Raw genomic sequence first — 26123 nt, 5'->3', positions numbered from 1 at the left:
CACTTTTTACTCAAATGCCCGCTATTTGCGCTTAACCGATGTTATGCTGCGGTTTTTAGATCTTAATTTTATTTGGATCTTGTCGATTGGAAAATATAGACAGTATTTCAATAGTGTCATTTTTAGTCCGATAATAAAGATTATTAAATCGTGCTACAACTGCTCTTCTTACTTCTTTTTTCTTTTTTGAAACTTGGAAAAGTTCAGGATTTTTTGAGATAAGTTCAATTGTATGATCTAGTTCTTCTGAAAAGTTTGAAAGTTCTCTTTCTGTCCAATTTTCCTCTAAATGTTCAATTGTATCTTTTAATTCTGAAATAGCGTGGTCAGTCCACAAAATCTTATAACCACTTTTCATAAATCTTCTTTACATCAGAGTGAGAATTCAATTTTCCAGCATCAGCATCCTTAATTCCTTTTTCTAAAGATTTTTTCTCAGTCACAGAAATTTCATTCCACCAATCAGATTTTTCTCGTTCTCGAAGTTTAATTATTTTTTCAATAATTGACATATCATTCAGAGTAGATAGCCACTGAATTAATTCTATTTTTTTATTTTGAATATTTACGTCCATAATTCAAATTTACAAATTTGTATTCAAATATGATTATTTGTTCGGATTTTTTAACTGCTGCATAACGGTCTTGTTTAACGCAAGTGGCGTGGAATAGGGACGCTTTCTTGTCGGTTTTGTTGTTTGTTACTTGGTCTCTAAAATAACACTCTTCAGCTAAATGCCCGCCATTTGCTGTTAAACGATGTTGTGCTTAGTGGTTTTACAGATTTAATATGATTATAAACTGCATTTAAAATCAATATTTTTGAAATCGTGAACAATCTTATTTTGAAAAGTGTTTTATTTCTGAACTTCTGCAACGGGTGGATTACCAAGTAGGCCAGCTTTTACATTTTTCCAATCTGAGGAAATAAATATAGCTGCTACAAGTAATATAATTATTACAATTGATATTTTATGTTTATTTTTCATTTACAATAGATATGATGGTTATTTTAATTTTTTATCCAAATATGTAATCTTAATTTTTTTTAAATCTAAGGAAACACTTTTTCCGCAATAGTTTGTTTCTTTTAATTACAAATGCTAAATAAAACCATTATGTACAACGGTCTTGTTTAACGCAAGTAGCGTGGAGTTAGGACGCGTTCTTGTCGGTTATGTTGTTTTTTACTTGGTCTCTAAAATAATACTTTTCAGCAGAATGCCCGCTATTTGCTGTTAAACGATGTTGTAGGGAGGTGTTTACTCCAAAATTTGTTGTTTTGCTGGATGCCTTTTTTTGTTTTTCATATTTTTTAAATCTCAAATCATTTTTTCAGGCTTGAGTAAGAGTCTGTTTGAATTCTTTTCTTCTAAATTCTTTTGCTCATTTTTTACGTTTGATTGAAAGTTAGAATTAAAAATCTAAAAGGATCAAAATTACACATTTTTCACGCCTGAGTAGGAAATTCAGCGTTTTGGATTTAAAAATCATCAATTAACATTTCTAAATTTCAATTCAGATTTTTACATTTTCGTAAGAATCCACGAACTAATTTTAAGAGCATCCAATTTTCACATTTTTCATCATTTCAACTTTTTCATACAATTTACGTCTGAGTGGTTTTTTTTTACTGAAATCTCAAAAAAGTCAGCGTAACAGTTGCGAAAGATTGGTTTTTTTTCATTCAGATTTGCCATTTTATTTTGCGTTTTTCATTCTGAACACTTCTCTACAACGGTCTTGTTTAACGCAAGTGGCGTGGAGTAGGAACGCAAACTTGTCGGCTTAGTTGTTTTTTACTTGATGTCTAAAATAACACTTTTCAGCAGAATGCCCGCTATTTGCAGTTAAACGATGTTGTAGAGAGGTGTTTACTTCAAAATTTGTTGTTTTACTGGCTGCCTTTTTTTGTTTTTCTTCTTTTCTAAATCTCAAATTATTTTTTCACGTTCTAGTAAGAGTCCGTTTCAATTCTTTTCTTCTAAATTCTTTTGGTTATTTTTTACGTTTGATTCAAAGTCAGATTTAAAAATTTAAAGGCATTAAAATCCTACACTTTTCACGCCCGAGTAAAAAATTCAGCATTCTGGATTTAAAAATTATCGATTAACATTTCTAAATTTCAATTCAGAGTTTTACATCTTTGAAAAATACACGCACTGATTTTAATAGCATCCAATTTTCCCATTTTTCATCATTTAAACTTTTCCATACAACTTGAGCCTGAGTGGTTTTTGTTTTTTCTAAAATCTCGAAAAAGTCAGCGCAACCGTTGCGAAAGATTGGTTTTTTTTCATTCAGATTTGCCGTTTTATTTTGCGTTTTTCTTTCTGAACACTTCTCTACAACGGTCTTGGTTAAGGCAAGTGGCGTGGACTAGGGACACGTCTTTGTCGGCTTAGTTGTTTGTTACTTGGTCTCTAAAATATAACTTTTAGTTCAAATACACGTTATTTGCGCTTAACCGATGTTGTATAGCGGTTTTTACTACAAATATGTTGTTTTGTTGTCTGCCTTTTTTTTATTTTTTATTCTTTCTGAATTATAATTTTATTTTTTACTTCCTTAATCAAATTTGTCATTTTTCACATCCAAATAAAAGTCAGAGTTATAAATCTAACAACATTCAATTTATCCATTTTTCGTGCTTGAGTAAAAGTCAGAATAATAACCTAAATGTATGTATTTTACTTTTTTTTAGGTTCGAGTAAAAGTCGGCGTAGTGATTTTAAAAATTATCGATTATTAGTTCTTATTTTCAATTCAAATTTTTTGATTTGGTAAAAATATGTACTGTTAAAACATCTATTTTTCACATTTTTCATCATTTAATCTTCTTTTCGATAATGTCAATATTAATAAATATTGATCTTTTATAGATTTTTTAAAAATTAGCGCGTCAAATTTAAAAGCATCCGTATTTCACATTTTTCATCATTTAATCTTCTTTTAATAATGTCAGATTTAAGTGAATATCTATCTTCTAAAATCTTGAATAAGTCAGCGCAACAGTTGCGAGAGATTGGTTTTTTTTACTCAAATTATGAGTTTTTTTTTGAGTTTTTCTCTCTGAAAACTGCTTTACAACGGTCTTGGTTAAGGCAAGTAGCGTGGAGTAGGCACGTGTTCTTGTCGGCTTAGTTGTTTGTTTCTTGGTCTCTAAATAACGCTTTTCACTAGAAATACCCGCTATTTGCGCTTAACCGATGTTACCCACTGGCGCATTACTCTAAATTTCTTGCTGAGAATAACTTTTCTATCTTCTTATTTTCAATTATTGTCTTCTCTTGTCTTTCTTCATAGTATTGATTTCTTTTTTTCTCCCTTTTAATAGATTCTTGATTATTTAATTCATTTTCTTCTATTTGTCTAAATAATTGTTCATCATCATAATATCGAGGTATATCCATATCCATATCCGCACATAATTCATTAAATAAATCTTGCTTTAAATTATTAACTTCATCATAAATAAAGTGATCATAATCTTCCATATCCTTAACCTGATCTTTGTGTGAAGACATTAATTCCTTCTCTGTCTCTACTACGATTTCAGATAACATATTCAAAATTGTATTTTGTCCAGATTCTTCTGATATATACTTTTTGTAATCAAATCCTAAATTTTCAAAAATTAGCGGAATCTCAATAGCCATATCATAATCATCAATTGATTGAATATAGCTTTCAATAATTTTTAAGAAATTTTGTACAACGTATTCTTTAGATTTACAAGAATCCTTTATATTTTCTAAAGCATATTTTAAATTTTTTCTAATCCACCAAACTTTGCTCAAATCTAATTTTTTAAATAGTTTTAATAAGCACTCATCTATGTCAATTGAACTACAGTATTTGACTAAAATTTCTAAATAAAATCCTTCTATCCTGTATTCCTTATATTTATCAATACTGTCAAATTCATCATTACACACTTTATTTAATATAATTTTTTGAATTTCTTCTTCAATTTTAAACTGTTTTTTTTCGGGATTAAAAATTTCAAGTTGTTCAATATATATTGCCGAAGCAATAGTCGCTTTTTTAAGATTATAATGTTTATTTAAAAAAGTAACTAAATAGTCAGAAATTGATGGATTGATAAAGGAATAAATTTTTCTATTCTTATCGATATCAACTATTGTAGAAACTATAAAACCGTTCAAAAGATTTCTTACAGAATCAATAAATTGCTCTGAATTTATCGAGATATTGTTAGTGGTTTTCTCAAATACTAATCTTTCGCCAAATGCTTTTATCAAATTGTTTTCTTCAACATCTCTTTGAAATGTAAATAATGTCATTAAGAGAAGTCTATCTTGTAGCCGAATTTGATTGTGAAAGGAATCATTCCAAATTTCTTCTGGATGATTTAAATTATAGGTTATAAACCTCTTATAATCTTCACTTTTAAACCTTTTTATTCTATTATAGTCAGTAATAAATTCAATTATCCTTGGTGTATAATTTTTATGTTTTATAATATCTAAGTAAAATTTATCCTTTACTACAACTGAGAACAATTCCTCAGTAATTCTTTGAAAGTATAAATGATTGTAAAGAATCTTCGCTTTATCATAGTTAGTGTAACTATTTAATATTATTTCATATTTCCCTGATTCTATTCTAGATCTTTTAATTTTTTCTGATTTAGATTTTGCTTGTTCTAATATTATTGTTCTAGTGGATAATATGATAAATTTGTTAGGCGTATGTTTAATTCTATCAATGAACCTTGAAATTTCACTTTCTTTCTGACTTCCACTTAAAATTTCATAATAAACCTCTCCTAAAAAGTCGTCGAAATAAAATAATTGCTTTGAATTGTCAGGTGTAATAACATCTTCAGCATCTCTGATTGTGTTAATCAAATAAATTTGATGGTTCAACCGAGCACGCTCTATTATCAACATTTCTGCAAGAGTAGTTTTACCCACTCCAGGCTGGCCAGTAATTAGTAAAATTTTCTCCTTATTTAGAACTTTATTTGCAGTATCAAAATCTTTTGTTAGTACAAAAAGAGGAATTTTAGATTTGATTCGTTCAATATAACTTCTAGTTCGACCTTGAATCGCATTATTCAGAATATTATTTAATACCTCGGTACTAGAAAACCATAATTTAAAATGACTTCTCTCTACTTTCTTATGTTTCCTTAAAAGTTTGTTCAAGTCTTCATTTCCAAAGATGTCATTCGCTGAAATAATGTAAGGCTCAAAGATTTCTTTTATAGAATCTTTTTCTTTTGCAGAAAGCTGCATAGAAGTGACGATCAAATACCTGTTTGGTTTTAATCTCTTTACTTTAGGTAATTCTTCATTTTCAAGCTTATATTTTAAAATTGAAAAACTTGATTTTAGATAATGCTTTGCTTGGACAACAATTGAGTTTTTGTTGTTTTGATTTGAAAATCGTAAGTCAATACCTCCGTCTCTGCCAGTTTTAAAGTCTTGTAGATTAAGTTTATACTCGGCGTTAAGAAGATCCAATGATAAAATCTCAAAATCTTTATCATTAAGTGTGGAAAAATTGTAATTGTTCATTCATCAAATTTTGTTCAAGCGCTTGTGGGTAACGGTCTTGTTTAACGCAAGTGGCGTGGAGTAAGGACGCGTTTCTGTCGGTTTTGTTGTTTGTAACTTGGTGTCTAAAATATCACTATTTACTGAAATGCCCGCTATTTGCTGTTAAACGATGTTGCCCACAGTATTTTTCGAAGCGCAATGTTTTTAATGCTTTGATAAATTCCGCTTGAGTTTTTTCAGTTAAGTACCATCCATAAAAACTAATTCCGATTTTATTATATTTCTCTTTGCTACCAGTTAAACTGTCAATATATATTCCAGTTCCACCATAGCTTCTATCCCTTGGTGTAATTATTTTAGCTTTGAAACAATCAACAGAATCTATTTTAAATTGATATTGCAAATATTCATTAAAGTCAACGTCTGCGTAAAGTAAATCTTCAACAATTAGATATTTAGTTTTCGGTAATAATTCACGCTCTTTTTTTGTCAGTTCATTCAATCCAATTGAATCATAGACCATTGGATAATCACTTTTACTTAAATCATTAGAATATCTACCGAAATCAAAATTTAAAGTATCATTTGTATTGGTAATAATTCCGCCTACATAGCTGTCAATTCCTTTACTTTCATATTTGTTCCATTTTTTAGGAACAGTAATTTTAAATTGTCCGAAATCAATAGTTTTATAATTACGTTGTGCACAAGAGCAAAGCAGAAGTATAGTTAGTATAGATATCGTTTTTTTCATATTGTGGGCAACGGTCTTGGTTAAGGCAAGTAGCGTGGAGTAAGGACACGTTATTGTCGGCTTAGTTGATTTAACTCGGTGTCTAAAATAGCACTTTTCACCTAAAGGCCCGCTATTTGCGCTTAACCGATGTTAGGCACAGTTTGATTCACTAATATTCTCGTCTCTTTTTCCAATCATATTTGCTTTTGTTCTCGATGTTTTTTTCTGCTAAATCTGAAAGCATTGTATCAATTTTTTCTTTGCTTATCCATTTGCCATTCACAAATACACCAGAAATCTTTCGAGTATTTTCGATATTCTCGATAGGGTTTTTGTCTAGTAACACTAAGTCAGCAAACTTACCTATTTCTATCGTTCCTATTTTATCATCTATCTCAAGCCAAGTTGCAGGTAAACGTGTTGCTGAAACTAAAGCTTCTTCAGTTGTTAATCCAGCATCTACTAAAAGTTCTAATTCATCGTGAAGTGAATAGCCCCATACGATACCTGATGTTCCTGCATCTGTACCTGCAACCATTGGTATTCCTGCTTCTTTAAAAACTTTCACTAGCTGGACGTGAAAATCAACTAGTGAATCAAAATGCGCCACACGTTTAGGTGAGGTTCCTTTATTATATTGATTAGAGACAATCCATTTACTCTGCATAAGAGGATGTACATATTTAAAACTCTTTAAATAACGCACACTATCAAGAGAACGAGCTTGTGCTGCAATACGAACTAAATTCGAGAGATTTGGCATAAACCAAGTTCCATTATCTTTGGTCATTTTAGCAAACTCTTCAGCTTTAAGTTTATTATATTCATTGGTCTGACTTGAGAACTCTTCAGCGTGCGCTACCATACCAAAATGTGGTATGAAAGCATCTTTTGTATTTCCTCTAAAGACATTTGGGATATGACCAATAACTTTCATATTCTCTTTTTTTGCTTCATCTATAATAGCTTTATACGTTTCAGCATTTAGGTTTGAATACACCTTAATAAACTCAAAGCCTTGTGTTTTTGCAAGCCTAACAATCTGTCTTCCATCACTAGGGGTATTTGCATTATTACCAGAATCACCACCATCTATTAAAATTGCTAATGCAATACGCGGTCCAAGTACATTACCTTTTATTATTTCGTTTCTCTGTCCAAAATGCTCCACGCGACCGCTTAATTCAAATGTTGTTGTTACACCATTTACTATGTACAATAACATTGTGTCTTGATTATCCATAAATAGCGTAGCGCCTTTAGTCGCGTAATTTGGACTCAAACTTGTATCAGCTAAATTATGAACGTGCATATCAATAAGACCAGGAATTAGCCACTTATTTGTCCCATCGATCGTTTTTGCATCTGTTGGTATTGAATCATTAATTGATAAGATTTTCTTATTTTGAATAACTACAGTAGCATTTTTAATGACTTTATTTTCTTTAGTCATTGGAATGATATTCACATTTTTTATAACGTAAGTATTATTTCCTTGTTCGTTATTTTCTGCTTGGGAATTGTTTGGTTCTTTTTCTTTACAACTACATAGTAGAGTAATAAAAGCCAATAGTGTGACTAAATATTTTTTTTTCAAAATTTTCATATTTTTCGGATGTGTGTCTTGTCCTGAAATAGGTTGACCTTTTTTGTGTTAAAGGTTTTCATTTATAAATATCGTTTTTCTTCACGGAACATTGACAACTTCTTCAAAATTTTTCCTTCGGTTTTGAAAAAGTTGCCAACATTCCTAGGCCATTTTCTTTTTATAGGATTTGTATTTTATTGTATTGTACTTTTTGTGGATATGATCTGGTGTTTCCAGGCCAAGGCTCCAATGCAGTCTTTGCCCGTTATATACCTGAACTGCCTGCTTCATGATCTGTCTTGCTATGATGACGTTCTTGATTGTTTTCTTTAGTCCGAACTCATATTTGAGTATTCCGTTTATCCTTTCTGCAACTGCATTTTCGTAGGGGTCGTATTGTTGAGTTGTACTTAATACAAAATTGTTCTTGTCGGCAAATTCCGTGAACTCCGGACAGCAATACTGTATTCCCCTATCTGAATGGTGTATGATGCTCATATGTTTGAATTTCAGGTTCTTGATTGCCATGTCCAAGGCCTGCACGACCAATGTTGCCCTCATGTTGTCGTCGAGTGCCCATCCCATCAGTTTTTTGGAATATGCATCTGTTACCAGAGCCAGATAGGCGTGTCCATCATCAGTCTTTATATAGGTGATATCGCTTACGAATACTTGTTCACTGTGCGAGATTTCCATATCCTTTATTAGGTTTGGTGATTTATAGAATAAGTGTTTTGAGTCTGTTGTAATGTGGTAACGTTTGGTCTTCTTGACCAGCATTCCATAACTTCTTAGCAGGTCGAAGAGCGCGTCCCTGCCCATTTTTACATTTTGCTCCATAATCCCTTTTTTGATGTACTTGACCAGTTTTCTGGTGCCTGCCTTTGCGTGTGTTTTTCTTTCTTTACGTACAAGTTCCAGGACTATTTCGTCCCTTTTCTCTTTGGTATAATTTGCTTTGATTCTTTTGTAATAAGCCTGTTTGCTTATCCCGAGGCATTGATAGAGCCATTTTATTTTGAAAGGCTTTGTTTCTTTTTCTCTATCTCTTTTGCTAATGCTTCGGGCAAGTACTTTTTTGAAAGGTGCTCCCCGGTAATATTTTCAAAATCGGCAATGACATCTTGTTGAAATTCTTTTACAAACTCCAGTTCTTCAATACGTTGCTTCAATTTTTTGATCTGATCGTTCTTGCTCATACTCATGGATTTATTCTCGAAGTTACTCAATTTCTTAATCCAGTATTCAATGGAACTTCGAGAAATGTTATACTTGTTTGAAGCATGATTTACGGAGATCTGTCCGTTAGCTATTTCATCAATTATCGAAAGTTTCATGTCGAAACTAACTTTTTGATACTTCTTTTTTCGGCAGGTGCCATTCTTTGGTGTTTCCATAGGTGACTAAAAGTGTTTAATTTTTGGTCAACCTATTTTAGGACGAGGCAGTGTCTTAAATTGTGCCTAACGGTCTTGGTTAAGGCAAGTAGCGTGGAGTAAGGACGGCTTCTTGTCGGTTTAGTTGTTTGTTACTTGGTGTCTAAAATAATACTTTTCACTCGATTGCCCGCTATTTGCGCTTAACCGATGTTGCCTACAGTTATGTCTCTATTTCCTCGTTTTACAAATAATTGTATGTTCCCCATTTTTCGAATAGCATCCATTTTTTAAATCTGCGAAAAAATAGGCAAATTTCTTTTCCAAATCTAGGATATCATTTAGAGCTGAATAGAAATTCAAAAATTTAACTCCTTCTGGTAATTCATATTGTTGTCTAGGATTACCATAATTTTTCATTTCATATTTTCCATCTATTTTTTGTTCGAAGCTGTACCACTCTCCATCCAAAATAGGTTTCCAATTCATTATTTCATTATCGGAAGGTAACTCCGTTATCTTAGAAGATTTTATCAATTTTATAGTTTCTGAAATTCCATTGTCTGATAATTCTATTTTTTGGAAAAATGCTTTTTCATCAATTTTACCCGATAGTATTTTATCTTGTTTTTTTGATGATTTATAAGCTTTAGTTACAAAATTTACAATTGTACCTATTCTGGTTGAATCAGATAATATTCTTATTTCTATAATTTGTCCTTTGTTCCAAAATCTGAAGCTAAATATGTCATCTGAGTTCTCTAAATCTTCAAATTTTAATTCTGATTTATTAACTTTTTGAATTTTATTCTCAGAATCTTCTTGTGCATAAATGCCAACAAAATTTAAAAATATCAAAATGAGCAGAATTTTCTTCATAATTGTAGGCAACGGTCTTGGTTAAGGCAAGTAGCGTGGAGTAAGGACGCTTTCTTGTCGGCTTTGTTGTTGTTTACTTGGTTTCTAAAATATTACTTTTTACTGAAATACCCGCTATTTGCGCTTAACCGATGTTAGGCACAGGCACTACTACTATTTACTCAATGCTTTTAAAATCCGTTCTTCGTTTATTAAAATATCTCTAAATAAAACATGAGGGAACTCTTGATATTTAGATATTTTGAAAGCTTCAAAAATATTTGATAAAGTCAGAGCAGTCACAAGAGATAAATTCATTTCCGTATCCATTTCACAATCAGTAACAAAATCATCACTAAACTCAGGAGCTACAAGTAAAATTTTTACAATTCTCAAATCATTTTTCAGAGCCAAATTTTGATATGATTTTAATTGGCGAGATACCGTACTAAATTTATTATACCCCCGTTCTTTACTGGTTTTGCATTCAACAATGATAACTTCATTATTTCCTAAGTTTAAAAGAATATCGATCATATCCTTGTTTGTATTCAGTTGATTTTTAAACTTCTCATCAACATCAAAACCAAGTCCGTTGAAAATTACCTTCGTTAATTCCTCGAATTTTATACCAAGTTCACTTTCCTTAACAGTAATTCCGTTTTCTTTTAATAAGTTAAGATTACGATATCCAACATTCATGTAGTTTTCTAAATAAAGATTTTCTACATCCTTGTAATGTTCTAAAATATTTAGAATATTTTCTCCTCTTTGTCGAATTCCATTTTCTTTAATGAAAAAGATTAAATCTGATTTCGTTATTAAATCCAAGATGTCTCTTGGTTTGATATTATAAGCAAGTAAAAATTCAGCTTTAAGAACGTATTCATCTTGTAATTCGAATTGATCTTTTATCTCTTTATTTAGCTTGGATAATGATTGATTCAATTCAGTTAATAACTTATCAAACCCATCTAATGAAATTCCAACTTTTTCGTCTTTCTCAACAGAATCAAAATGTTCAATTAAACTATTGATTTTTTCATCCAAGGTGCTCCCTCTCAAATTTTTAATTTCAAGACCTTTTTCACACAGTTCATTTAGCGTCTTCTTACTTTCGGTCAATGTGGATATTACGGTTCGAATCGTGCCAGGCAAAACGGTCTTAGGGTGCCAGGTAAAACGGTTCAAATGATGCCACTTTTGGTTAATTTAAATTGTAATGATTTACGGTTTGAATGATGCCATTTTTTAGGTTTGAATTCCTTTCGATGAATTTCCAGCTGTTTATTACGGTTCGAATGGTGCCACTTTAAAAGATCAAGTAAAAACTACCTTGTCGCTAAAAACACAGCGATATGGCCAATAAACTTGATCCAATGGACTTGAAACAAATTATCACCTTACATCTTGATGGGGTCAGTAACCGTAAAATTGGCTCCACTTTAGGAATCTCACGCAATACTGTAAACATCTATATGAAGCTGTTCACGGCAAGCGATTATTCTTTTATAGAATTGCTTTGTTTTGATAATGCAGCCTTATCTGAATTGTTTTCCTCGCACACTACTATTGATGTTGAGCGCCAAAATGAGCTGATGTTATACTTTGAGGGGGTCAATAAAGCCCGGAATCATCCCGGCTTTACCTTCTTGTATCATTACCAGCAATATGTCCAGTTAGCTGAGGATCCCTATAGTTATACCCAATTTTTAGAACATTACCGGCGAAAATATGCCAAGGCAAAGGGTTCTATGAAACTGGAACATGAGGCCGGAAAAGAGATGTTTATAGACTTTGCCGGGAAGAAACTTCATATAGTTGATAAAGAAACCGGAGAAATCATTCCAGTGGAAGTATTCGTTGCCATCCTTCCCAACAGTCAATATACGTATGTGGAAGCCTGTTTGAGTCAGAAACGAAGAGATCTCATTGCCTGCTGCACCGGTGCCTTAAATTTTTACGGGGGAGTTCCCAAAGCTATTGTGTCTGATAATCTAAAATCAGCGGTTACAAGGGCCAGTAAATATGAGGCGGAGATCAATCGCACCTTTAAAGACTTTGCACGTCACTATAACTGTGTGATCAATCCAGCACGGAGTTATGCTCCCCAGGATAAGGCTTTGGTGGAGAATGCGGTGCATCTCACGTATCAACGGATCTATTATCCCCTTCGGGAGATGACCTTCTTTTCTTTAGAGGATCTTAACCGGGAGATAAGAAAATTATTGATCAACTATAATAACTTACTTGTCGAGTTTCACAAGGTTGTTGATGGAAGTTGATTAAGATCAGATTGTAAACTTAGGATTTTATTTTTAAATTCATTGGGTGTTGTTTTAAATAATTCAGGTTCTATTTTGTACCATTTTTCAACTGCTTGAAAAGGAGTTTTCACATTAAGTTCTTTTCTCAAAGAACCATGCCTCCTGTACAAATTATAGTAGCACAGGAACTCCATCATATCCTTCCCCATCTGCTGTTTGTTTTGATATTTTATTTTTAGGATGGTATTGTTTTTAATCGTTCCGTTGGCTCTTTCCACCATACCGTTCGTTTTTGGTGTTGCTGGTTTTGTAAGCCTATGTTCAATGTTGTTCTTCATGCATTTCACATCCATTTTAGAAGGCTTGTCACAAAGTTTTCCTTTTTTGGACATAATAAGCCTGTTGGTGAATTCAAGTCCATTATCGGTTAAGATATGACTGATATGGACCGGAAAGAAATCCAGGCATTTGTCCATGAAATCTTCTGTGCTCTCAGCCTTTTTGTTTTCATAGACCTCATAGAACATAGTCCTGGTGGCCCTATCTATTGCCACAAATAAATAATATGACTGCCCTTCGAATTTGGGCAAATAGGTTACATCTATATGTAGGTACCCTGGTTTGTAGGCTTTGAATTTTTTGGCAATATCCCTCTTTTCCTGAGGTACTTTATTGATGTTTTCCTTCACAAAACAACGGTAGACAGAACTTCTTGAAATTGCCGGGTTACCCTCCAACAAAGATTCCCAGACCTCATCAATGGGTAGCCACGTGGAACTCCTCAAACTTATGGCAAGCGCTTTTTCCAAATCGGTCAAAGCATATATAATGTTATGGGGCGCACAGGAAACATCTTGGACGAAATCCCTGTTTTTCCATTTTGAAATAGTTTGTTTGGAAACGTTGAACCTTGATGCCAATTCGGAATTTGTAGCAGAATTGGTTTGAATTTGGGTACGAATATTTATATTCGTAGTGGCATTGAAATGATAGATTTGTTGCATAATTATTTTTATTTGTGGTAAAACAAAAATAATCAACTTTTTTATCTGACCCTTTCGGGGTTTTCTTTTTCGGCTACGCCTTCAAAGAAAACCCCGAAAGGGATGAAATGCCATCAACATTGTAGTGAAACTTTACACTTACTGTTTAAACGCAAAGAGGCAAGTCGTATTGAACTTTTTCAGTCAGTTGAACGCCAGTATTTAAAACCACTTCCCTCAAGTTCCTATGAGCTGAAGGATTATAGAAAGGCGAAAGTTCAGAAAATGGGATATGTTTACTTCTCTCCCGATAAGAGCTATTATAGCGTACCCTACCGGTATATTGGAAAAGAGACTTGCATTCATTACACCAAAGATATGATAGAGGTTTATTTCTATCAGGAAAGAATAGCACTACACCAGCGTAATTTAACCAAGGGGAGTTACATCACCAATACTACGCATCTCAGTAGCACTCATAAATTTTATTCCGACTGGAATCCGGAATTCTTCAAAAAGAAAGCAGCCCCTCATGGGGCATATGTACTGAGGTGTATAGAGAGAATTCTCACCTCCCATGACTATCCTGAAATAGGTTATAAACGTGCTATGGGAGTCATTCAACTTCACAAAGCCTATGGCTCGGAAAGACTCAATAACGCCTGTAAAAGAGCGCTGGAGGGAGAGGCATCATCTTACCAGCATATAAAGAATATCCTAAAAAACAATATGGATAAAGCATCTTTGTTTTACCAGGACCTGGAACAATCGAAAGCTCATATCCCGGTTCATCCTAACATACGTGGTGCCTCTGCATACAAATAACATTCACTAATTAAATTAAAAATAATGAACAACAATCAGACAATTGAAAAATTAAAAGCAATGCGATTGGGCGCTATGGCCAATTTACACCTTCAGCAAATCAAAGATAACCGGTTAGATGGAATGACCTGTGATGAGTACCTGGCACTGCTTACAGATCATCAATGGGAAGACCGGGAGAACAAGAAAATTGATCGTCTTTTAAAGCAGGCCAGCTTTAGACAAAATGCAAATCTTGCTGATATTAATTACTCCCCTGACAGGAACCTGGATAAGAATATGTTTGCACGGCTAAGTACGCTTGATTTTATAGCCCGCAAGGAAGGTCTTATTATTTGTGGGGCATCGGGAGTTGGTAAAAGTTATCTCGCTCAGGCATTAGGGCATCAGGCCTGTCTCTCTGGTTATAAGACCTTATATACTATTACCGCAAGAATATTTAAAAAACTAAAACTCAGTAAAGTGGACGGAACCTATTTGAAGGAGCTGGAGAAATTGATAAAAACCGATTTGCTTATTCTTGATGATTTTGGGCTGCAGGCTTTTGATAATCAGGACAGGGAAACACTTATGGATATTATTGATGACCGCCACAATAAAAAAACTACTATAATATCATCACAAATACCTGTCTCTGCATGGTATGAAATTATTGGAGGGGAAGGGACTCTGGCCGATGCGATATTAGATAGAATCGTAAACGCTTCTCATCGTATCGACTTAAAGGGAGAATCTTTAAGAAAAGGAATCCTAAGGAAGGAATAACATTAATTTTTTATATAATTGCAGTATCTTTTAAAGTGGCACTGTTTGACCGAAATCAGTGGCATGGTCCCTCCGAAATACCCACAATGTGCTTCCAGTCTTATAAATGCCTGTAAGCATAAGATTTGTAAATGATACTCCTTCTTTGATTATTCCTTCTATTTTTTGAGAATAGTCAAGTTTGCGGTCAATATTATGGTCTTTTGCAATTTGGTTGATGATTGGTTCTCTCAAAAGTTTTAAAGTTCTCCTGTAGAATTTTTCTGCAACTTCTTTTTGGCGAATTTTTCTTAGAACTCTTACCATTTCATCTGCAACATAAATAGTATTTTCTTTACTAGAATAGAAAATAACACCAATATTTTTGAGTCCTTTAATTACTTCTTGAATTTCAATTTTTTTGATTGGTAAAATTGAATAATTAATTAGTTTTATTTCTTCTTGGGATAGACCAAGTTGTTTTGAAAGAGTAAGGATTATAGATAGCTCATCTGAGCTAACTTTAGAATCTCGGTTGTTCTCAACATCATTATAATAAGCTGTGTGAAGACAAGCTTTATATATTTTATAGTCCCTTTTTCTTTTATCACTTAATTCAGATTTGTCATTTTCAAAATCTGCATTTAGTGCTTTTATTTTATTTTTAAGATTCTTTATTTCTGTATCATACAATCTTGAAAACCAATCTTGCTTCATTATACAATTTCCGTCTCTTATAATTATATCAATAAGAATATCTAATTGGGAAGTGATTTCCTGAAACTCACATTCAATATATTTCCTAAATTCATCAGAAGTTAAATTGAAGATTGTTGAAATATTCTGGTTATCAACCGACTTAAGACCTTTGTCTGAAGAACTCAATAATTTTTCTATTTCTTTCCCGTTTTTAGGGTTTTTGGAGATTATATTGTCAATTATCTTTATAAATGAGTTCTTTTCTAGTGATCCTAGCTTATCCAAAATTTTCTCTAATTTCATAATTGTGTTCTTTTGTCGGTTGTTTATTGCTTGTGCCTAACGGTCTTGGTTAAGGCAAGTGGCGTGGAGTAGGGACACGTTCTTTTCAGCTTAGTTATTTGTTACTTGGTGTCTAAAATATCACTTTTTACTGAAATACCCGCTATTTGCGCTTAACCGATGTTACCTACTGTAGCGACCAAGTTTGAGTAAGAACGAACGATTCCGAAATCCTCTCTTTATTGGTACAATTTTCAATAGAACTTTTGTATTTGAGTGAGAGTAAGTATTTTCTGAATTTATTCTTTAGCTTTATTTCTATCTAATTCCGTTAGAGTAAGATTTAGAGATATATTTTCATTTCTAATTTCTTAAGTTTTTGTTTTAGTTCTTTACTTCAATTTTTCATTTAATTCCGTTCGAGTAAGAATCAGAACGAATTATTTTCATTTCTGAATTTCTCATTTATAGCTTTTGTTCTTTAAGATACTTTTCATTTAATTCCGGTCGAGTGAGAGTCAGCTGGAATTATTTTCTTTGAAATTTTCTTCGTTTTTGTCTCGGAGCTATAGTAGGTAACGGTCTTGGTTAAGGCAAGTAGCGTGGAATAGGACACGTTCTTGTCGGTTTTGTTGTTTGTTAATTGATCTCTAAAATAACACTTTTCACTCAATTGCCCGCTATTTGCACTTAACCGATGTTATGTACTGTGCTAGTTCCGAATTTTATTCTTTACTTTTTTTATTTTTAAATTCAGATTTGAGTAATGAGTAAATCTCACTATCCAAATAATCTCTGTTATAATAATAATTCTCTCTGAAATATGCTTCTTTCTGAAATCCCATTTTAGTCAATATTGTCCGAGAATTTTCATTTCCAGGATTAATATTCGCTTCTAAACTATGAAGATTTAAATCCGAAAAGCCAAAATTGAAAATATTAATCATTACTTCTTTCATAAACCCCTTGCCCCAAAATTCTGGTTTTAAAGTATATCCGATCTCGGCTCTAGAATTTTTTTTATCCATTTTAAAAAATGCAAAGTCACCGATAAACGTATTGGTTGATTTTTCAATAATAGCCCAAAAAATTCCAGTTCTTTCCTCGTACATTTTTAATTTGTTAGAAATGAAACTTTCAGAATGTTGAGTTGTCATTTGTCTTTCCGCATCCATATAAATCATAACTCTTTCATCAGAGCGAATTAATTGTACATCTGAAGCATCTGTCAATTTTAACTTTCTCAGAATTAGCCTTTCACTTTCTAACTTTGGAAAATTCTTAAAGTATATTTCATTTATCATATGCTTTGTAGCTTATCCGGTGAAAATGCATAGTACATAACGGTCTTGTTTAACGCAAGTGGCGTGGAGTAGGGACGCGAACTTGTCGGCTTAGTTGTTTTGTTTCTTGGTCTCTAAAATATAACTTTTCACTGGAATACCCGCTATTTGCTGTTAAACGATGTTGGGCTTAGTTAAATTGCAACGAGTTCTTTTATGAAATCGTAAATAAATGGTAAAACGAAAATTGCTGGAATAGTAACTAATATCATTTTTGTATATAATTTGTAAGTATTCAATAGGCTTTTGTGCTTACCAACTCCAATTATAGTTTTTGGTTTAAAAATGAAGACTAATAAACATATTAATGAAAATATTGCTAGCTTAATTGCAGTTGCATTAAATTCTTCAATTGATGTGACGCTTTCTGGAATATAGTTAGCATTTGTTTTTAAAATTAATTCAATAGCCTCATCTCTATTATCTTCGTTAATACCACTTTCTATTAATTTATTTATATCCTTAGAATATACATTTACTGCTGTAGGAGATTTATTGGATACAATGCTAGTTATGGAAAGTAGAAAAATCATACCTGCAAGCATAATAAGAGGAAAAGAATATTCCTGCCATAATTGTTTTATCTTTTTCGGTTTATAACTTTCAATCCAATTTTCAATTTTGTAATTGATTTCATCTTTTGCTTCACTATCAGAGCATTCCAATTTATATTTTAACTCTCCATCAAACCGCTTCATAATATTTAAAGAAAAATGATTATTATAACCATATTCTATATCTATACTTAATTCTTTGGGTTTGAAATTTTTGATTTTTGGATCTATTAATAAATCCTTTAGTTGAGAATCTTTTAATTTACTTTCGTCTTGTGAGATTATTGTTATATCCTTTCTAATTTTCTTCATAAAAGAAGATTTTTGAATATAAATTCGAGCTTCTTCGATATTATCAAACCTCTTTTTCTTTAATTCTTCTTCGGCTTCAGCTTGTATTTCATTCTCGTACGAATCCTTTAATTTTTGGTCAATAAACTTTAATATTTCATCAAGTTCTTCTAATTCTTTACGACCTATAAACCAAGGTCCTTTAATTTGTTTTTCAGATGGAATGTATAATATCCCCATAAATTTCTTTTTAATTAAGCCCAACGTTCTTGGTTAAGGCAAGTAACGTGGAGTAGGGACACATTCTTGTCGGCTTAGTTGTTTGTTTCTTGGTCTCTAAAATAACACTTTTCACTCAAATGCCCGCTATTTGCGCTTAACCGATGTTATATATAGTGGTGAATACTAGAATTTTAAATCAAGGTCTAAATTACTTTTACTATCAGATTTAGCAATTGATAAAATATTATGCCAGAAATTATTCCTAGAATGATCCAAGGGAAACGATCTTTAAAACTTAATTTTACAGATTTTTCTTGTATCAGATCATTGCCTTTCAACAGTTTTAATTGAATAACCGATTTGTCAAACATATTGTATTTAGTGATTATTGAGAAATCTTCACTTTCAATTTTAAACTTATGATTTGTACCATTAATTGAATAACGACTAGATTTTTCCTCTCCATCGAGAATAACTTTTTCTTTACTAAATATTGAATTTTTAAATTTTATTTGATGGGAAGCAATATGGAATGTTGTTTCAGTCATATATAAGTAGAGTTTATATTGGATTATTCCAAGCATCAAGAGCCACTTCTAAAAAATAATCTAGTATCAAAATGGTTATTATTACAAACGCAATTACTCCTATTATTTTTAATATATTTTGGAAGGTTTGCATATTTATATTTTTAAGTTTCAATCGTTAAGTCAAACTTTTTACATGCAATTATTAAAAAATCGTCCAAAATAATAAGCAATTTGTCCGAAGAACAAAATTGAAAATACAAGTAATAATGAAGCTTTAATAATAAAAGGAAGTTGAATTTGTTTCTTATTCATAACACTCTGGTTTATAATTTTAAAACTACGAAATTTTAATAAATTAAGTAGTTTTCTTTGTTAGTATAGAAAAAAATCTTGATTGAATCCATTATATATAACGGTCTTGTATAACGCAAGTGGCGTGGAGTAGGGACGCGAACTTGTCGGCTTAGTTGTTTTTTACTTGGTCTCTAAAATAACACTTTTCAGCAGAACACCCGCTATTTGCTGTTATACGATGTTGGCAACTGTGCTCTCTACTATAATTTGAACCAAAATTATCATTATAATTAAAGTTAGATATATTGGCCAAATAGTTTTTCCGAAAATAGAATTCATTAAGCTATAATCTCCTTTTATATAATCCTCTGTTGACATTGAAAAATTAATTTCATTCTCATTAAGATTTCTGACTTTGTCATATAAAGCTCTAAACTTTCTTTCTTGTTGTAAAAAATAGCCATTTAAATACCAAAAAACTACAACTGCTAATAAAGCTATTGCTAAAAATTTCTCATTAATTTGATTATCAGAAAAGATGAATAAAACAGAAACAATAGAAATAGTCCAACCTTTAATTATAAAGGAATTATTACTCATTCTATTAATTGTATTATGTATATAGTCGAGATGTTTAAATTTTTTATCACTCATTTTATTTTATTAAAAATTTTGAATCTATTGGATGTTGCCTGTAAAGTTCATCTAGAGCATTATCTGGGCTAGAGCAATAAGAATTGAGCCAACGATTAAATTGAATAAGATTTAAATCTGTAAAATGTGATAGTTCAAGATTATATTCAATTCTGAGTTGTGACCTTTGACTTTCGTTTAACATAACAGTATCAGAAAACATTTTTGTCAATTCTTTTAATCGATTTGGTGTTATTTTTCTGATAATTTTTGTTGTGCTAATTTCCGAAAAGATCCAAGGCGAATTTGTACGTTCGGTAATTGATTTTGTAGAAACTGAATTAGGAGAGTTAAGGAAAAATATCACTTCACAGTTATCAATCATTTTGCTCAATGCGGAAGTTAGCATCAAATGTACGTGGCTAGTTGAATAGTTTCTACTTTGATAATCATAAGTTTCTCCACTTTCACTTTTACAATATTCATCATCAATAATTTTCAAAAGATCATTGGAATACCCCCAAACTGTAGAATCTATAAATGTTAAGATTTTAAATTCTGTATAAAGTGCACCTGCTATATAAACAGCATTTTTTAGATCATTATGAGAATGAGATAAAAATAAATGAGATTTAACTTCAGGAAACCAATCTGCCATTATTTTATCTCCGTCTATTGTTCCTTTTGGGAGTATGTATTCTTTAAGTCTTGGTCGAACAGAATTTTTTAAAATATTAAAAATTTCTATTCCAATTTCATGGTATTTATGAATATCAAATTCATTTTCTACATTTAAATTAAATCCTCTATACATTTCTTTTTTTTTGCATTGTTGCCAACGGTCTTGGTTAAGGCAAGTAGCGTGGAGTAGGGACGCGTTCTTGTCGGTTTTGTTGTTTGTTTCTTGGTCTCTAAAATAACACTTTTCAATAGAATGCCCGCTATTTGCGCTTAACCGATGTTGGCTTTAGTGCTTTTTTTTCAACTGAATAATTCGTTTCTTTTTTTAATTAAGTCGAATTTTTTTATTCTTTCCGATTAATAAATACAGAAATGATCCCAAAAGGGGAAGAAAAATTACTATTAAAATCCACATAATTTTATCATTTTGCTCAAACTTGTTTCTCAAAACATCTATTAAGCAATAAATCCAAAGCGCGATGGATATTAGTATTAGTGCTTGCCAAATAAAAATTCCAAAAGAGAAATCTGTTATTAATTTATCCATAGTATTTATTTTATCTATTAGTCATAGTGTATAATTTCATTTAAAAGTCAGCTTTGTCTTTTCATTAAATCCTACTCGAAGATTTATATTGCTATTTGGGTCATTATTCTCAAATATGTCATTAGCAGAATCCTAGTTAAATTCTTTTAATTCTTTAAGATTGTTATTGTTAACCGCCAAGTATTATCAGTGTTATCCCTGATAATTCATCTTTTTATGCTTTTTGAATTAATAATTTTGTTTCATTTTTTTTGCATTAAAGCCAACGGTCTTGGTTAAGGCAAGTGGCGTGGAGTAGGGACACGTTCTTGTCAGCTTTGTCGTTTATTTTCTTGGTCTCTAAAATAACACTTTTCACTCAAATGCCCGCTATTTGCACTTAACCGATGTTGTGGCTAGTAGCTTTTATCCGAGTAAGAATTTTTTTTATCAATATTATCATTTTAAACCTCATTGATTTTGTCACTTTTCACGTCTGAGTGATGTCAGTGATTTATCTTTAAAATCATTCAATTTTTTGTAGCTAACGATCCTGAGTAAAAGTCAGAATAAGAACTCAAATCTTCGGTTCGAGTAAAAGTCAGCGAATTGTATTTAAATCATTTTTGTCCTTTAATTCTCATTTTCATTTGATTTTTCACTCCCGAGTAAATTCAGCGATTTAAATTTAAAAATCATTCAATTTTTTGTAGCTAACAATCCTGAATAAAAGTCAGAATAAGAACTCAAATCTTTTAGGTTCGAGTAAAAGTCAACCAACTCCATTTTAATAATTTTTCAATCTCTTAAATTCCGCGTAACAGTTGTGAAAAACTGGTTCTTATCAATTGTTTTATCAATTATATTCTTTACGGAATTTTGTTTTTTGGCTATTAGCCACAACGGTCTTGTTTAACGCAAGTGGCGTGGAGTAGGGACGCGAACTTGTCGGCTTTGTTGTTTTTTACTTGGTCTCTAAAATAACACTTTTCATCAGATTGCCCGCTATTTGCCGTTAAACGATGTTAGGCACTGGCACTTTTGACTTTAAATATTGTTTTTAAGTTTGGACTAAAAATAAACAAAATTAAATAGTCTATTATTAAACTCATTATTAAGTAGACTATTTGAAAATTCTTATCAATTTGATCACCTAAATTTCCATTAATATTTTCGGCAATTACTGAAGTCGGAATTATTCCCTTGGCGTAAAAAATTAAATAATAATTCCACGCAAAACTAGAGGATCCTGCTATATCTGGATTATTATCTGGAAGTGAAAAATATAAAATAGAGAAGAATATTAATTCAATTAAGACTAAAATTATCATTGATTTCTTTGATTGATTCAATCCAAGAAGATTTCTATTTGGATTTTTATAGTTAAAAATGATCCAAGGAATTAATAAAATTAATGAGATCATATTTTAAAAGAAATCAGAATAATTTAATTGGCCATCTTTCATAAGTTGTTCAACTGCTCTGTCATACTCAGAATGTTCATACGTAAAATTACTAGGAATTTCTCCATTAGACCAAAGCTGATATAGTTCATTTTCTGCTTCTTCTTTTGTCATTTATTTTCTGTTTTTTTTGGTTGAGCGCTTGTGCCTAACGGTCTTGGTTAAGGCAAGTAGCGTGGAGTAGGGACACGTTCTTGTCGACTTTGTTGTTTTTTAATTGGTGTCTAAAATAACACTTTTCACTCAAATGCCCGCTATTTGCGCTTAACCGATGTTGTATAGCGGTTTTTACTACAAATATGTTGTTTTGTTGTCTGCCTTTTTTTTGTTTATTCTTTTCTGAATTATAATTTTATTTTTAACGTCCGAGTAAGAATCAGTTTTTAGTTTTTTGGTTCTTAATCATTTTTGTCAATTTTCATTTTAGAGTGAAAGTCTGAGTTATAAATTTAAAGGCATTCAATTTATCCATTTTTCACGTCCGAGTAAAAGTCGGCGTAATGATTTTAAAAATCATCGATTATTAGTTCTTCTTTTCAATTTAAATTTTCACAATTTCCGTCTTTGTAATTTATTCTCATAAAACTCACAGTTGAGTTTTTTTGTTTTTACTAAAATCTCAAAAAAGTCAGCTTAACAGTTGCGTAAGATTGGTTTTTATCATTCAGATTTTAGTTTTTTTTTTGGTTTTTTCTTTCTGAAAACTGCTTTACAACGGTCTTGGTTAAGGCAAGTAGCGTGGAGTAGGGACACGTTCTTGTCAGCTTTATTGTTTTTTAATTGGTCTCTAAAATAACACTTTTCACCAGATTACCCGCTATTTGCGCTTAACCGATGTTGTATACAGTTTAAAAATACTCTACTGTTTCTAATGAACCAATATAGTTTCCAGTGATTATATTTCCTTCATATTCGAGAATGAAAGAAATTTTATATATACCGCTAATATTTTCAATGGTAGCAGAACCGTCGTTCCAGTTATATATTCTGGGGTTTGCATTCCAATTTCCATCCTTTTGACTTAAATTAAAATTAATGGCTGAGCCAATTAGGTACTGAGCTTCAGTAGTTAAAATCTCATCAGTAATACTACTATATCTCAGCGGGTAGTAATTATTTATTTCACTTATAGAATCCTTTTCATTAAAGAATATTAAGTCAATTGTTGTCGTAGAGTTCTTTCCAAATTCTTTTCCATTTTCTGTGAATGTGGTATTGTCATTTGAAAGATGAATACCAAACATATTAAAGTCAGGATCACCACGAAAATTGATATAACCTTTATTCAATTCATAACTATTATTTTCAAAGATTATTTCTCCTCTGTTTAATTCTGGATCATCTTTGGAACAAGAAATTATTATAAATATTGAAGAAAGTAATAATAAGGATGTATAGAATTTCATAGCAATTAAATTTGTTGATAAGCTAAATTATTATTTATAAATAGAATATTAAATCATTGACTGTATGTCTGTTAATACCAGTTTTAATAGATTTAAATCCACTTATTATCAGAATTTTTCAATTTTTAAATTGTTTACAACGGTCTTGGTTAAGGCAAGTAGCGTGGAGTAGGGACGCAAACTTGTCGGCTTTGTTGATTGTTTCTTGGTCCCTAAAATATAGCTTTTTGTTCAAATACCAGCTATTTGCGCTTAACCGATGTTATAACGCGTTCACGACAGTTTGTTTACTTTCTTTGAATTTGAAAATTTGCTTAATTCTTCTAGAAAAATTAAAATATCTGTATTTATTATCAGATCATTATTAGAAATATTCGCTAAACCCTCCTCAATTAAGTAATCAATCGTTTTGAAGGTTATTTTCAAATTTTCATTTTTAGAGTCTATATCTTCTAATACTATAAAGCCAATATTTTTTCCTCTATTTCTCAAATCATATAGTTCTAATAACATCTTTCTTTCTGTTTTATTTTGTAAAATTCCATTCAGAAAGAATAAGACTAATTTCCCATAGACTATAAAAACTGTAAAGAAGTAAATTTTGTGCCTTGAATTAATTTTAGTTTTGTTATAAATTTCAAATTTCGCTAATTTATTTTTCCGTTTCTTTTTTCGAAGAAATTTATTTAATTTATATATAATAAATATTAGTAGCATTAAAAAAGCACTAATGGAAAAAATGATTATTTGCTGTCTCAAAAGTTCATTGTCAAATTCCTTTTCCGCATCGTCATCTAAGAATGTTCTTAAAACTTGAAAATCCCCATCAATTCCTGAAACCATTCCAATTGGTTTGACTTCAGGTATATTTTTGGAATTAGAAATAACGAGAACCTTAACAGTCAAATATTGATTCTCATTAATTGGAATTGGTTTTAATTCTACTTTATTTCCCTCTGAATTTACTTTAGCATTATCAAGTAAAAAATTATTTGAAGCATCAATAATATTTGGTATTTCTACTATTGATCCTTTCAATATTTTAAATCCAAATGGACTTCCTGTATAATAATCAACTTCTTTAACGTCATTATTCCCAACATTTTTTATCCTAATGATTAGAATATATAGTTTTTCTTTATTGGAATCTAATGTATCACCATTAAACAAAATTTGTAGATTATTGATATCTTCATTTATAGAAAGAACTTCAGTATTTGATAGTATGTCAAAAATTAATTTTGGTTTATTGCTTTTAAATTGGCCTTGATAAATAGCGTAAGAAAAACTTGCAATGGCAATAAAACCTAATAAAAAATTCCAAAATTTCTTCATATTATTTACCTATGATTTTGAACAAAGATTTCATTTTTAATTTAAATAATCTAAAAAAAATGATTCTTAGTGATTGCGTTATAACGGTCTTGTTTAACGCAAGTGGCGTGGAGTAGGGACGCGAACTTGTCGGTTTAGTTCTTTTTTTAATTGGTCTCTAAAATAACACTTTTCAGCAAAATGCCCGCTATTTGCTGTTAAACGATGTTGTTGCGCGTTATTACTCTAATTCCCCTTTTTCTTTTAGATAATCGAATATTATTTTATCAATTGAGGAAACGGTATTTGTATCAGCGTAATTCATCCATTTTATTTCTTCAATTTCATTATTCGCCATTAGAGTTCCGTTAAAGTCTGCTGAAGAACAAGTCATTTTTACTATTATTCCGTCTTTCATTCCGTCAGACTGTGCTTTAAAAGTTCCGATATATTCATAAGAGTTTGGACAATTTGAACACTCAGTTCTTCTTTAATTTCTTTAATCAAAGCTTGTTTATCTGATTCTCAGATTTCTCTTTTTCCTCCAGGAAAATAATACTTGTTTTTCCCTTTAGATTTAGTACTCAAGACTTGACCGTTTTTAATCTTTATGAGAGCTATTTTGTCAATTATCATAATATCTATTATGTGTTATATTTCATTTTTAAATCTCGAGAAATTCAATAATAACATCATATTAGAAGTGTTTTTAATTAACCCTTAATAATTTTAATTATCAAAAGTATAATGAATATTATCATCGCTAAAGCTCCAATTAATATTCTAAATTGCATGTAGTTTTTAATGGTTTTCCACCATGAATTGTCTCCCATTTTGTTATTTTAAATCATTTCAGAATTCTCTAATTTACTGGATTTTTCATTAATGCGCTACAACGGTCTTGGTTAAGGCAAGTAGCGTGGAGTAGGGACGCGTTCTTGTCGGCTTAGTTGTTTATTACTTTGGTGTCTAAAATAGCA

General features: G+C 31.2%; 25 protein-coding genes. 3 read left to right on the top strand and 22 right to left on the bottom strand.

The annotated features are described in order from the left end of the window. Positions 1-55 precede the first annotated feature (55 nt). The 9 genes from H033_RS0114045 to H033_RS20320 form a co-directional block, all read right to left on the bottom strand. Positions 56-358, bottom strand: coding sequence for a type II toxin-antitoxin system RelE/ParE family toxin (locus H033_RS0114045; protein ID WP_026838873.1), 303 nt, complete (start codon positions 356-358; stop codon positions 56-58). Continuing rightward, positions 342-575, bottom strand: coding sequence for a hypothetical protein (locus tag H033_RS0114040; protein ID WP_026838872.1), 234 nt, complete (start codon positions 573-575; stop codon positions 342-344). The genes H033_RS0114045 and H033_RS0114040 overlap by 17 nt, the downstream gene beginning before the upstream one ends. A 2652-nt stretch (positions 576-3227) precedes the next feature. Next, the gene (locus H033_RS0114025) at positions 3228-5546 is read right to left on the bottom strand and encodes a restriction endonuclease (protein ID WP_026838871.1); all 2319 of its coding nucleotides are present in this window, start codon (positions 5544-5546) and stop codon (positions 3228-3230) included. A gap of 115 nt (positions 5547-5661) precedes the next feature. Then, on the bottom strand, positions 5662-6282 hold the full coding sequence (locus tag H033_RS0114020; protein ID WP_026838870.1) for a hypothetical protein: 621 nt from the start codon (positions 6280-6282) through the stop codon (positions 5662-5664). 151 nt (positions 6283-6433) lie between these two features. After that, positions 6434-7861: an amidohydrolase family protein gene (locus H033_RS0114015; RefSeq protein WP_231367625.1), complete on the bottom strand. Its 1428-nt coding sequence runs from the start codon at positions 7859-7861 to the stop codon at positions 6434-6436. Positions 7862-8014: 153 nt separating this feature from the next. Continuing rightward, entirely contained in the window at positions 8015-8842 is an 828-nt protein-coding gene (locus H033_RS0114010) for an IS3 family transposase (RefSeq protein WP_026836979.1), read from the bottom strand. Positions 8843-8865: 23 nt separating this feature from the next. After that, positions 8866-9249, bottom strand: coding sequence for a helix-turn-helix domain-containing protein (locus tag H033_RS20325; RefSeq protein WP_034886061.1), 384 nt, complete (start codon positions 9247-9249; stop codon positions 8866-8868). 210 nt (positions 9250-9459) lie between these two features. Next, positions 9460-10107, bottom strand: coding sequence for a hypothetical protein (locus H033_RS0114000; RefSeq protein ID WP_026838868.1), 648 nt, complete (start codon positions 10105-10107; stop codon positions 9460-9462). 153 nt (positions 10108-10260) lie between these two features. Continuing rightward, positions 10261-11211 (bottom strand): hypothetical protein, encoded by a 951-nt coding sequence (locus H033_RS20320; RefSeq protein WP_231367624.1) that lies wholly within the window; start codon positions 11209-11211, stop codon positions 10261-10263. Between the two features lie 233 nt (positions 11212-11444). Between H033_RS20320 and istA the strand changes: the two genes are divergently transcribed. Next, positions 11445-12371 carry an IS21 family transposase gene (gene istA, locus H033_RS20315; RefSeq protein ID WP_231367623.1) on the top strand — a complete coding sequence of 309 codons (927 nt, stop codon included), beginning with the start codon at positions 11445-11447 and terminating at the stop codon, positions 12369-12371. On the opposite strand, the gene H033_RS0113985 is transcribed toward istA, so the two are convergent. Continuing rightward, on the bottom strand, positions 12347-13357 hold the full coding sequence (locus H033_RS0113985; protein ID WP_026836997.1) for a DDE-type integrase/transposase/recombinase: 1011 nt from the start codon (positions 13355-13357) through the stop codon (positions 12347-12349). The two genes, istA and H033_RS0113985, sit on opposite strands and share 25 nt — an antisense overlap. 102 nt (positions 13358-13459) lie before the next feature. On the opposite strand from H033_RS0113985, the gene H033_RS22155 reads away from it, so the two are divergent. Together H033_RS22155 and istB are read left to right on the top strand one after the other, a co-directional pair. Next, positions 13460-14161: a Mu transposase domain-containing protein gene (locus tag H033_RS22155; RefSeq protein WP_231367622.1), complete on the top strand. Its 702-nt coding sequence runs from the start codon at positions 13460-13462 to the stop codon at positions 14159-14161. A gap of 24 nt (positions 14162-14185) precedes the next feature. After that, positions 14186-14926 carry an IS21-like element helper ATPase IstB gene (gene istB / locus H033_RS0113975; RefSeq protein WP_026838127.1) on the top strand — a complete coding sequence of 247 codons (741 nt, stop codon included), beginning with the start codon at positions 14186-14188 and terminating at the stop codon, positions 14924-14926. A 30-nt stretch (positions 14927-14956) separates the two neighbouring features. On the opposite strand, the gene H033_RS20305 is transcribed toward istB, so the two are convergent. From H033_RS20305 to H033_RS22400, 12 genes are all read right to left on the bottom strand, one after another. Beyond that, entirely contained in the window at positions 14957-15907 is a 951-nt protein-coding gene (locus H033_RS20305; RefSeq protein ID WP_231367621.1) for a hypothetical protein, read from the bottom strand. 704 nt (positions 15908-16611) lie between these two features. Next, the gene (locus tag H033_RS0113965) at positions 16612-17190 is read right to left on the bottom strand and encodes a GNAT family N-acetyltransferase (protein WP_026838867.1); all 579 of its coding nucleotides are present in this window, start codon (positions 17188-17190) and stop codon (positions 16612-16614) included. 173 nt (positions 17191-17363) lie between these two features. After that, positions 17364-18314, bottom strand: coding sequence for a hypothetical protein (locus H033_RS0113960; protein WP_026838866.1), 951 nt, complete (start codon positions 18312-18314; stop codon positions 17364-17366). A 185-nt stretch (positions 18315-18499) separates the two neighbouring features. Next, positions 18500-18844 (bottom strand): hypothetical protein, encoded by a 345-nt coding sequence (locus H033_RS20300; RefSeq protein WP_155827824.1) that lies wholly within the window; start codon positions 18842-18844, stop codon positions 18500-18502. A 507-nt stretch (positions 18845-19351) separates the two neighbouring features. Then, a complete protein-coding gene (locus H033_RS20295) occupies positions 19352-19774 on the bottom strand; it encodes a hypothetical protein (RefSeq protein WP_034886225.1) in 423 nt (140 codons plus the stop codon). 1 nt (position 19775) lies between these two features. Continuing rightward, the gene (locus H033_RS0113940) at positions 19776-20567 is read right to left on the bottom strand and encodes a hypothetical protein (protein WP_026838865.1); all 792 of its coding nucleotides are present in this window, start codon (positions 20565-20567) and stop codon (positions 19776-19778) included. Positions 20568-20759: 192 nt separating this feature from the next. Next, positions 20760-20981 carry a PLDc N-terminal domain-containing protein gene (locus H033_RS0113935; protein WP_026838864.1) on the bottom strand — a complete coding sequence of 74 codons (222 nt, stop codon included), beginning with the start codon at positions 20979-20981 and terminating at the stop codon, positions 20760-20762. Positions 20982-21985: 1004 nt separating this feature from the next. After that, positions 21986-22384 carry a hypothetical protein gene (locus H033_RS0113930; protein ID WP_026838863.1) on the bottom strand — a complete coding sequence of 133 codons (399 nt, stop codon included), beginning with the start codon at positions 22382-22384 and terminating at the stop codon, positions 21986-21988. A gap of 3 nt (positions 22385-22387) precedes the next feature. Then, positions 22388-22537 carry a hypothetical protein gene (locus tag H033_RS21655; RefSeq protein ID WP_155827822.1) on the bottom strand — a complete coding sequence of 50 codons (150 nt, stop codon included), beginning with the start codon at positions 22535-22537 and terminating at the stop codon, positions 22388-22390. Between the two features lie 734 nt (positions 22538-23271). After that, the gene (locus H033_RS0113920; RefSeq protein ID WP_026838862.1) at positions 23272-23829 is read right to left on the bottom strand and encodes a hypothetical protein; all 558 of its coding nucleotides are present in this window, start codon (positions 23827-23829) and stop codon (positions 23272-23274) included. 273 nt (positions 23830-24102) lie between these two features. After that, a complete protein-coding gene (locus tag H033_RS0113915; protein ID WP_026838861.1) occupies positions 24103-25164 on the bottom strand; it encodes a hypothetical protein in 1062 nt (353 codons plus the stop codon). Positions 25165-25384: 220 nt separating this feature from the next. Further along, a complete protein-coding gene (locus H033_RS22400) occupies positions 25385-25561 on the bottom strand; it encodes a hypothetical protein (RefSeq protein WP_316928642.1) in 177 nt (58 codons plus the stop codon). Between the last annotated feature and the right edge of the window lie 562 nt (positions 25562-26123).

The organism is Gillisia sp. JM1 (assembly GCF_000424645.1).
Taxonomy (GTDB): Bacteria; Bacteroidota; Bacteroidia; order Flavobacteriales; family Flavobacteriaceae; genus Gillisia.
The sequence above is the reverse complement of the archived record's forward strand: the minus strand, read 5'-3'. Positions and strand labels throughout refer to the sequence as shown.

What these genes read in the sequence shown, in the direction of transcription:
- H033_RS0114045 (WP_026838873.1), bottom strand. Translation starts at nt 358, where the DNA reads ATGAAAAGTGGTTATAAGATTTTGTGGACTGACCACGCTATTTCAGAA.
- H033_RS0114040 (WP_026838872.1), bottom strand. Translation starts at nt 575, where the DNA reads ATGGACGTAAATATTCAAAATAAAAAAATAGAATTAATTCAGTGGCTA.
- H033_RS0114025 (WP_026838871.1), bottom strand. Translation starts at nt 5,546, where the DNA reads ATGAACAATTACAATTTTTCCACACTTAATGATAAAGATTTTGAGATT.
- H033_RS0114020 (WP_026838870.1), bottom strand. Translation starts at nt 6,282, where the DNA reads ATGAAAAAAACGATATCTATACTAACTATACTTCTGCTTTGCTCTTGT.
- H033_RS20325 (WP_034886061.1), bottom strand. Translation starts at nt 9,249, where the DNA reads ATGGAAACACCAAAGAATGGCACCTGCCGAAAAAAGAAGTATCAAAAA.
- H033_RS0114000 (WP_026838868.1), bottom strand. Translation starts at nt 10,107, where the DNA reads ATGAAGAAAATTCTGCTCATTTTGATATTTTTAAATTTTGTTGGCATT.
- istA (WP_231367623.1), top strand. Translation starts at nt 11,445, where the DNA reads ATGGCCAATAAACTTGATCCAATGGACTTGAAACAAATTATCACCTTA.
- H033_RS0113985 (WP_026836997.1), bottom strand. Translation starts at nt 13,357, where the DNA reads ATGCAACAAATCTATCATTTCAATGCCACTACGAATATAAATATTCGT.
- H033_RS22155 (WP_231367622.1), top strand. Translation starts at nt 13,460, where the DNA reads ATGAAATGCCATCAACATTGTAGTGAAACTTTACACTTACTGTTTAAA.
- istB (WP_026838127.1), top strand. Translation starts at nt 14,186, where the DNA reads ATGAACAACAATCAGACAATTGAAAAATTAAAAGCAATGCGATTGGGC.
- H033_RS20305 (WP_231367621.1), bottom strand. Translation starts at nt 15,907, where the DNA reads ATGAAATTAGAGAAAATTTTGGATAAGCTAGGATCACTAGAAAAGAAC.
- H033_RS0113965 (WP_026838867.1), bottom strand. Translation starts at nt 17,190, where the DNA reads ATGATAAATGAAATATACTTTAAGAATTTTCCAAAGTTAGAAAGTGAA.
- H033_RS0113960 (WP_026838866.1), bottom strand. Translation starts at nt 18,314, where the DNA reads ATGGGGATATTATACATTCCATCTGAAAAACAAATTAAAGGACCTTGG.
- H033_RS20300 (WP_155827824.1), bottom strand. Translation starts at nt 18,844, where the DNA reads ATGACTGAAACAACATTCCATATTGCTTCCCATCAAATAAAATTTAAA.
- H033_RS20295 (WP_034886225.1), bottom strand. Translation starts at nt 19,774, where the DNA reads ATGAGTGATAAAAAATTTAAACATCTCGACTATATACATAATACAATT.
- H033_RS0113940 (WP_026838865.1), bottom strand. Translation starts at nt 20,567, where the DNA reads ATGTATAGAGGATTTAATTTAAATGTAGAAAATGAATTTGATATTCAT.
- H033_RS0113935 (WP_026838864.1), bottom strand. Translation starts at nt 20,981, where the DNA reads ATGGATAAATTAATAACAGATTTCTCTTTTGGAATTTTTATTTGGCAA.
- H033_RS0113930 (WP_026838863.1), bottom strand. Translation starts at nt 22,384, where the DNA reads ATGATCTCATTAATTTTATTAATTCCTTGGATCATTTTTAACTATAAA.
- H033_RS21655 (WP_155827822.1), bottom strand. Translation starts at nt 22,537, where the DNA reads ATGACAAAAGAAGAAGCAGAAAATGAACTATATCAGCTTTGGTCTAAT.
- H033_RS0113920 (WP_026838862.1), bottom strand. Translation starts at nt 23,829, where the DNA reads ATGAAATTCTATACATCCTTATTATTACTTTCTTCAATATTTATAATA.
- H033_RS0113915 (WP_026838861.1), bottom strand. Translation starts at nt 25,164, where the DNA reads ATGAAGAAATTTTGGAATTTTTTATTAGGTTTTATTGCCATTGCAAGT.
- H033_RS22400 (WP_316928642.1), bottom strand. Translation starts at nt 25,561, where the DNA reads ATGAAAGACGGAATAATAGTAAAAATGACTTGTTCTTCAGCAGACTTT.